This is a genomic window from Cytobacillus sp. EB106-05-05-XG126 (assembly GCF_058791715.1).
Genome location: NZ_JBYTDU010000007.1, coordinates 128,917 through 135,626, shown reverse-complemented (window position 1 = coordinate 135,626; position 6,710 = coordinate 128,917). Strand labels below are relative to the sequence as shown.

Below are 6,710 nucleotides of genomic sequence, written 5' to 3'. Positions count from 1 at the left end.
TTAGCGACACTAGAACGCGACTAACAATCAGTGGGGGATAAGGAAAACCCCCACTGATTGAAGTTTCACTTTATTGTATTAGGAAAGTATTTTCGATTGCAAGAATAATAGAAATTTTGACAAAATAAAAGGAATTTTGATATCCCTCAACGAATATAAGCAAAGAGATGTTTTGAAAGGATGAGAGAGATGGCACAAACAGAAGTCGTAATAGTCAGCGCTGTCCGGACAGCAATCGGCAGTTTCAATGGAAGTCTTAAAGATGTATCAGCACCAGAGCTTGGGGCGATTGCGATAAAAGGCGCTCTTGAAAAAGCAGGTGTAACACCGGATCAAATAGATGAAGTAATCCTGGGAAATGTCCTGCAGGCAGGCCTGGGCCAAAACACAGCAAGGCAGGCAGCTCTTAAAGCGGGTCTTCCTGAAAGCGTTTCCGCAATGGCAATTAATAAAGTTTGCGGTTCAGGGCTGAAGGCGGTCCATTTAGCAGCACAGGCCATTTTGGCCGGCGATGCCGAAGCAGTGATTGCAGGCGGCATGGAAAATATGAGCCAGGCGCCTTACATACTGAAAAATGCAAGAAATGGCTTTAAAATGGGAGACCAAAAACTTATAGATTCGATGATTTCAGACGGTCTCTGGTGTGCTTTTAATGATTACCATATGGGAGTTACGGCTGAAAATCTTTGCTCGAAATATGAGCTGAGCAGGGAAGAACAGGACAAATTTGCCGCAGACAGCCAGGAAAAGGCGGCAAAGGCAATTGAAGAAGGAAAATTCAAAGATGAAATCGTTCCGGTTGAAATTCCTCAGCGAAAAGGGGATCCAATAGTTTTTGATACAGACGAGTATCCGAAAAAAGGGACAACTGCTGATAAGCTCGCAGGCCTGCGTCCGGCGTTTAAGAAAGATGGCAGCGTAACAGCCGGAAATGCGTCCGGGATTAATGACGGGGCAGCTGTATTGCTGGTTATGAGCAGAAAGAAAGCAGATGAACTGGGGCTTAAACCATTAGTGACAATTAAAGGAAATGCAAGTGCAGGTGTGGATCCAAGCATCATGGGCATTGGTCCTGTTGCTGCTGTGAAAAAAGCGCTTGAAAAGGCATCTGTTTCCATAGAAGAATTGGAGCTGATTGAAGCAAACGAGGCATTTGCAGCCCAGTCGCTTGCAGTTGACAGGGAGCTTCGTTTTAACAAGGAGATCCTGAATGTTAATGGCGGGGCCATTGCACTCGGACATCCGATCGGTGCAAGCGGAGCACGAATCCTTGTAACTCTTATTCATGAGATGCAAAAAAGACAGGCAAAGAAAGGCCTTGCAACTCTTTGCATTGGCGGAGGCCAAGGGGTAGCTACAGTAGTGGAGCTTGCATAGCCGTTTTTGATAATAGTCAGTAAAAATAAGTATTTTTTAATGAAAGGAGAGATTGAAGTGAAGAAAATTTGTACTTCCTTCAGTGAAGCGGTTCAGGAAATTCACGATGGTGCTGTCCTTATGGTTGGCGGTTTCGGTCTGTGCGGAATTCCGGAAAACCTTATTCTGGCTTTAGTTGAAAAAGGGGTTAAGGATCTGACAGTCATTTCGAATAACTGCGGTGTTGACGATTGGGGACTTGGACTGCTTTTAAAAAATAAACAGATTAAGAAAATGGTTGGTTCGTATGTTGGGGAAAACAAAGAGTTTGAAAGACAGGTTCTCTCAGGGGAAATTGAAGTAGAGCTGCTTCCTCAAGGAACACTGGCAGAGAAAATACGTGCGGGCGGCGCAGGCATTCCTGCTTTTTACACACCAGCTGGAGTAGGGACTCCAATTGCAGAGGGGAAAGAGACGAAGATGTTTGACGGCAAGGAATATCTCCTTGAAGAAGCTCTGAAAGCAGACTTCAGTCTCGTGAGGGCATGGAAGGGCGATAAGATGGGCAATCTTGTTTATCACAAAACGGCCCGAAACTTCAATCCGATGATTGCAGCAGCCGGCAAAGTGACAATTGCAGAAGTGGAGACGCTTTATGAGATTGGTGAACTGGATCCGAATTATATTCATACCCCGAGCATCTATGTTCAATCACTGATTGAAGGGAAACAGGAGAAGCGCATTGAAAGACTGACGGTGAAGAAATAAATACCAGTGGCGGAAGGAGATGGTGTCATGAGTAACGATAAAGCGGCAGTACGCGAAAAAATTGCCAGACGGGCTGAAAAGGAAATTGAAAATGGCTTTTACGTGAATTTGGGAATCGGTATGCCAACATTGGTTGCCAATTATATTTCTGATAATAAGGAAGTGGTCCTGCAATCTGAAAATGGATTACTGGGCATCGGCCCGTATCCTGCAGAAAGTGAAGTTGATCCGGATCTGATTAACGCAGGAAAAGAAACAGTTACAGCCATCCCGGGATCATCTTATTTTGATAGCGCTGAATCTTTTGCAATGATCAGGGGCGGCCATGTGAATATTGCCATTCTCGGCGGTATGGAAGTCTCTGAAAAAGGAGATCTTGCCAACTGGATGATTCCCGGAAAAATGATCAAGGGAATGGGCGGTGCAATGGATCTGGTTCATGGCGCCAATAAAATCATTGTCATTATGGATCACACTAATAAAAATGGCGATTCAAAAATTATTAAAGAATGCAGCCTGCCTTTAACAGGTAAAAATGTCGTTGACCGCATTATAACTGAGCGGGCAGTCATCGATGTCACCGAGTCCGGTTTGAAGCTTGTTGAAGTAGCTAAAGGCTTCACAATTGAGGATATTATCAATTCGACAGAACCCCAATTGCAGGTTGATGAAAACGTTGTAACAGAAGCATACTAATACATCTGAAAGTACAGCTGCATGCTGTGCTTTTCATTATTTTCAGCCTAAAGAAAAGAGGAGAAAAAATGAGTTTTTCCTTTAAAGGAATTGACCATATCCAGCTGGCAGCTCCGAAAGGCTGCGAGGAGGAAGCCAGAAAATTTTACGGTGAACAGCTTGGCCTGAAGGAAATTCCCAAGCCTGAAAATCTTCAAAAGCGAGGAGGCTGCTGGTTTATTTGCGGAAATCAGGAAATTCATATCGGGGTGCAGGAGGGCTTCCTGCCTGCCAAAAAAGCCCACCCTGGATTTATTGTGGACAACCTGGAAGCCTTGAGAAGCAGTCTTCAAGAGCAGAAAATAACAATAAAGGAAGAACCTCCGATAGAAGGAAGAGAGAGGTTCTTTGTAGATGATCCATTCGGAAACAGAATTGAGTTTCTGGAATTTTTACCATAAAAGTGATTTAGCCTGCTCCTTCATGAATAATAAAATATGCTATAATAAATGGCAAAATCAGTTGATGAGGGGATTATATGAAAAAGAAAAAACACCATTCCCAGCCTAAGAAAGACGACAAACCAGTCACGCTAGGTGACATGCTGAACCAGGACCTGGTGGAGCAGCTGAAAGGGAAAAAGCAGGAATTAAAGGCTGCTGAAGATAAACAGAAGGAAGAAGAAGAGCGCAGAAAAAGAGAGGAAAGAAGACTGCGCGAAAAAAATAAAAGTTTTGAAGAACTGCTTGGAGAGAGCGATCTTAACTGGAAAGAATACAAATAACATTAAAAGAAGGGGCCGACTTTTCCGTCAGCCCCTTTCTTGTCTTAAATTATGGACTTTCGATCATCTATGCTGCTCATATTTATTTAGCTTTGCAATAGATTTAATGATAGCCAATTCATCTTCATTGAGAGGAATGGCTCTTGCTGCTTCTGCATTGGCTTTTACTTGCTCAGCCCGGCTTGCACCTGCTGTAATAGAAGCGACTGCTGGGTCCGCGAGATTATACTGAAATGCTATCTCATTCATGGTGCGCTGGTCTGAAATTTTTTCCCGTAGGCTGGTGAGCGTTTTTTCCAATTCAGCATAGCTGTAATCCAAATAGCCTTTCTCTTTTACCGATTCTGATGCTTTATCCAGCATTTTGTCGCTGAGCAGCCCTTTGGCCAGCGGTCCTCTAGTAACAGCACTGATGCCTTTTTGATTAAGAAGAGGCAGCGCTTCTTCTTCAGGACGCCGGTCTAAAATGCTGTATTGCATCATGACAGAAACAATGGATGATTTTGAGGTGAATTCCCGAATGACATTTGGGCGAATGGAGGAAATGCCATATTGGAGGATGTATCCTTCTTCCTTTAGTTCCTCAAATGCTTCAATGGTTTCATCAATCGGATCCTCAATTGTGCCGCCGTGAAGCTGATATAAATCGATATAGTCCGTAGCCAGTCTTTTCAAGCTGTCTTTTACAGCTTCTTTGATATGGCGTTTAGAGGGATCCCAGCTCCAGCCGTCTTTATTTTTATTCCAGCGGTTCCCGGCTTTGGTTGCAATGATCACCTGTTCGCGGACATTCTTTAAGGATTGTCCGACAAGCTTTTCATTTTCGCCAAAGTCGTATAAATCAGCTGTATCAAAATAATTAATTCCTTCTTCAAGAGCCGCTTCAATAATTTCCTGGGCCTTATAAGGGTTGGTGCCAATTGACATGCAGCCCAGCCCCAGCTCGCTTACGTACAAGTCTGAGTTTCCAAGTCTTCTCTTTTTCAAGTACCCACCTCATTTGAATGTTTTCTATAATTGTACATAAACAAATGAGGCATACTCAAATTTAGAGGCTTATCATTTTATCGTCTAATGGGCAGTAAGACCCCCACTTCAAAACTAATATTAATCAAAGGAGGATAAGTTCAACTGACAATCAGTGGGGATAAGGAAAACCTCCACTGATTGAAGTGTCACTTTATAATGTTCTGAGATTCAACCCAGTCTTTTACAAGGACATACTGCCTGCTGTATTGTTTTAGCTTCTCACGGACTTCCCAGGCTTTGCCGGCCAGAATAATTCCCCTATTATGGACATACACCTTCATGCCAACTCCCCCTCATCAAGTATGATAAAATGTATGAGCAATCATTACCGGAATAGAACAGGAGTGACTGAAAACAATGAGCCGCCTAGAAGAAAAAACAATTAAGACGGAAAAAATCTTCACAGGAAAAGTCATTAGTCTGCAGGTGGAGGATGTTGAGCTGCCGAATGGCAAAACATCGAAGCGGGAAATTATCAAACATCCCGGAGCAGTAGCTGTATTGGCAGTAACAGAAGATAATAAAATTGTGATGGTTGAACAATATCGAAAAGCACTGGATAAGATTATTGCTGAAATTCCTGCCGGAAAGCTTGAAGCAGGAGAAGAACCCAGCGTGTGTGCAGAAAGGGAACTGGAAGAAGAAACAGGGTACGCCTGCACGGAATTGGAATGGCTGATCTCATTCTACACTTCTCCCGGATTTGCCGATGAGCTCGTACATCTATATATAGCAAAGGGTCTTAAGAAAAAAGAAGATGCCGCTTCGCCTGATGAAGATGAATTTGTGAACCTTTTAGAGGTAACCCTTGAGGAAGCCATATCCCTGCTTGAGGAGCAAAAGGTTTATGATGCGAAAACTGCTTATGCAATCCAATATCTGCAGCTACAAGAAGCGCTGAAAAAATAGCATGAAGCGCTTTTTTGCTGATCTTCATATCCATATTGGACGTACGTTTACGGGAAAGCCAGTTAAAATAACAGGCGCTAAATCCCTTACCTTCACTAATATCATCAGGCATGCCCGCAATGAAAAGGGGCTTGATATCATTGGCATTATTGACTGTCATTCTCCTGAAGTCATCCTTGAAATCGAGGACTTGGCCCAAAAAGGCTTTATAACCGAGCATAAGGACGGGGGACTCCAATACGGAGATTTGACGATTATTCCCGGGTCGGAGCTTGAAATTTATGATGATTCCTGTAAAGGCCCTATCCATGTCCTTTGCTACTTTCCAACCCTATCCGCAATGAAGGATTTCTCTTCCTGGCTGACAGGGTATTTGAAGAACATCACATTAAGCTCTCAAAGAATTTATGCCTCAGGCAGAATGCTGCAGGAAAAAGTAAAGGAACTGGATGGGCTTTTTATTCCTGCCCATGTTTTTACCCCGTTTAAGAGTCTATTCGGGAAAGGCGTAGAGCGGTCGCTGTCAGAGGTTTTTGATCCTGATCTAATTGATGCAATTGAGCTGGGGCTTAGTGCAGATACGATGATGGCTGATCAAATAGCTGAACTTCATAGATATACATTCTTAACAAATTCAGATGCCCATTCACTAAAAAAGATCGCCAGAGAATATCAGGTTCTGGAAATGGAAGCACCTACATTTGCTGAACTGCACAAGGCTTTGGCCGGAAAAGAAAAATGCAGGGTTAAAGCCAATTACGGGCTGGATCCTCTGCTCGGAAAATACCATCAGACTGTTTGTTCCGAATGTTTTGGCCCCTTTGATGAAGAGAATGGTAAATGTCGAAATTGCAATCACCTCAAATTTATCAAAGGCGTGGCTGACCGGATCTCTGAACTAAAATCTTCAGGAGGATTGCCCGATGTACGGCCGCCTTATATTCATCAGGTCCCTCTTGAGTTCATACCAGGGTTAGGCCCGAAAATGCTCGAGAAGCTCCTGAATCATTTCGGAACTGAAATGGCCATTCTGCATGATGTTCCTTTCTCAGAAATCAGCAAAGTAATTCCTGAGAAAACAGCCATGCTTATTGGAAAAGCGCGTGAAGGAAAGCTAAACCTCCAGGCAGGGGGCGGAGGCAAGTACGGCAGAATTGTTGATTCATAAAAAAAATAGAGCCCATCGAGG

At 43.4% G+C, this 6,710-nt stretch carries 9 protein-coding genes; 7 read left to right on the top strand and 2 right to left on the bottom strand.

What is annotated here, in order from left to right; all coding sequences use genetic code 11:
* Nucleotides 1–189: 189 nt before the first annotated feature.
* The 5 genes from AC3WTL_RS18870 to AC3WTL_RS18850 all read left to right on the top strand — a co-directional run bounded on the left by AC3WTL_RS18870 (nucleotide 190) and on the right by AC3WTL_RS18850 (nucleotide 3,583).
* Nucleotides 190–1,377, top strand: a complete 1,188-nt coding sequence (locus AC3WTL_RS18870) for an acetyl-CoA C-acetyltransferase (RefSeq protein ID WP_048008093.1) — start codon at nucleotides 190–192, stop codon at nucleotides 1,375–1,377.
* 57 nt (nucleotides 1,378–1,434) lie between these two features.
* Nucleotides 1,435–2,124: a CoA transferase subunit A gene (locus AC3WTL_RS18865; protein ID WP_076258127.1), complete on the top strand. Its 690-nt coding sequence runs from the start codon at nucleotides 1,435–1,437 to the stop codon at nucleotides 2,122–2,124.
* Nucleotides 2,125–2,151: 27 nt separating this feature from the next.
* Nucleotides 2,152–2,820: a 3-oxoacid CoA-transferase subunit B gene (locus AC3WTL_RS18860; protein WP_492369874.1), complete on the top strand. Its 669-nt coding sequence runs from the start codon at nucleotides 2,152–2,154 to the stop codon at nucleotides 2,818–2,820.
* 68 nt (nucleotides 2,821–2,888) lie between these two features.
* Nucleotides 2,889–3,260 carry a VOC family protein gene (locus AC3WTL_RS18855; RefSeq protein WP_048008096.1) on the top strand — a complete coding sequence of 124 codons (372 nt, stop codon included), beginning with the start codon at nucleotides 2,889–2,891 and terminating at the stop codon, nucleotides 3,258–3,260.
* Between the two features lie 77 nt (nucleotides 3,261–3,337).
* Nucleotides 3,338–3,583 (top strand): YqkE family protein, encoded by a 246-nt coding sequence (locus AC3WTL_RS18850; RefSeq protein WP_048008097.1) that lies wholly within the window; start codon nucleotides 3,338–3,340, stop codon nucleotides 3,581–3,583.
* A 63-nt stretch (nucleotides 3,584–3,646) separates the two neighbouring features.
* Here the strand turns inward: AC3WTL_RS18850 and AC3WTL_RS18845 are convergent, their stop codons facing one another.
* Complete coding sequence (locus AC3WTL_RS18845) at nucleotides 3,647–4,570, bottom strand: aldo/keto reductase (RefSeq protein WP_404355426.1); 924 nt, start codon at nucleotides 4,568–4,570, stop codon at nucleotides 3,647–3,649.
* A gap of 188 nt (nucleotides 4,571–4,758) precedes the next feature.
* A complete protein-coding gene (gene mciZ / locus AC3WTL_RS18840) occupies nucleotides 4,759–4,893 on the bottom strand; it encodes a Z-ring formation inhibitor MciZ (protein ID WP_082138920.1) in 135 nt (44 codons plus the stop codon).
* 76 nt (nucleotides 4,894–4,969) lie between these two features.
* Between mciZ and AC3WTL_RS18835 the strand changes: the two genes are divergently transcribed.
* Nucleotides 4,970–5,521, top strand: coding sequence for an NUDIX hydrolase (locus tag AC3WTL_RS18835; protein WP_197208344.1), 552 nt, complete (start codon nucleotides 4,970–4,972; stop codon nucleotides 5,519–5,521).
* 1 nt (nucleotide 5,522) lies between these two features.
* Entirely contained in the window at nucleotides 5,523–6,689 is a 1,167-nt protein-coding gene (locus AC3WTL_RS18830; protein ID WP_492369873.1) for an endonuclease Q family protein, read from the top strand.
* Nucleotides 6,690–6,710 lie beyond the last annotated feature (21 nt).

What these genes read in the sequence shown, in the direction of transcription:
- AC3WTL_RS18870 (WP_048008093.1), top strand. Translation starts at nt 190, where the DNA reads ATGGCACAAACAGAAGTCGTAATAGTCAGCGCTGTCCGGACAGCAATC.
- AC3WTL_RS18860 (WP_492369874.1), top strand. Translation starts at nt 2,152, where the DNA reads ATGAGTAACGATAAAGCGGCAGTACGCGAAAAAATTGCCAGACGGGCT.
- AC3WTL_RS18855 (WP_048008096.1), top strand. Translation starts at nt 2,889, where the DNA reads ATGAGTTTTTCCTTTAAAGGAATTGACCATATCCAGCTGGCAGCTCCG.
- AC3WTL_RS18850 (WP_048008097.1), top strand. Translation starts at nt 3,338, where the DNA reads ATGAAAAAGAAAAAACACCATTCCCAGCCTAAGAAAGACGACAAACCA.
- mciZ (WP_082138920.1), bottom strand. Translation starts at nt 4,893, where the DNA reads ATGAAGGTGTATGTCCATAATAGGGGAATTATTCTGGCCGGCAAAGCC.
- AC3WTL_RS18835 (WP_197208344.1), top strand. Translation starts at nt 4,970, where the DNA reads ATGAGCCGCCTAGAAGAAAAAACAATTAAGACGGAAAAAATCTTCACA.
- AC3WTL_RS18830 (WP_492369873.1), top strand. Translation starts at nt 5,523, where the DNA reads ATGAAGCGCTTTTTTGCTGATCTTCATATCCATATTGGACGTACGTTT.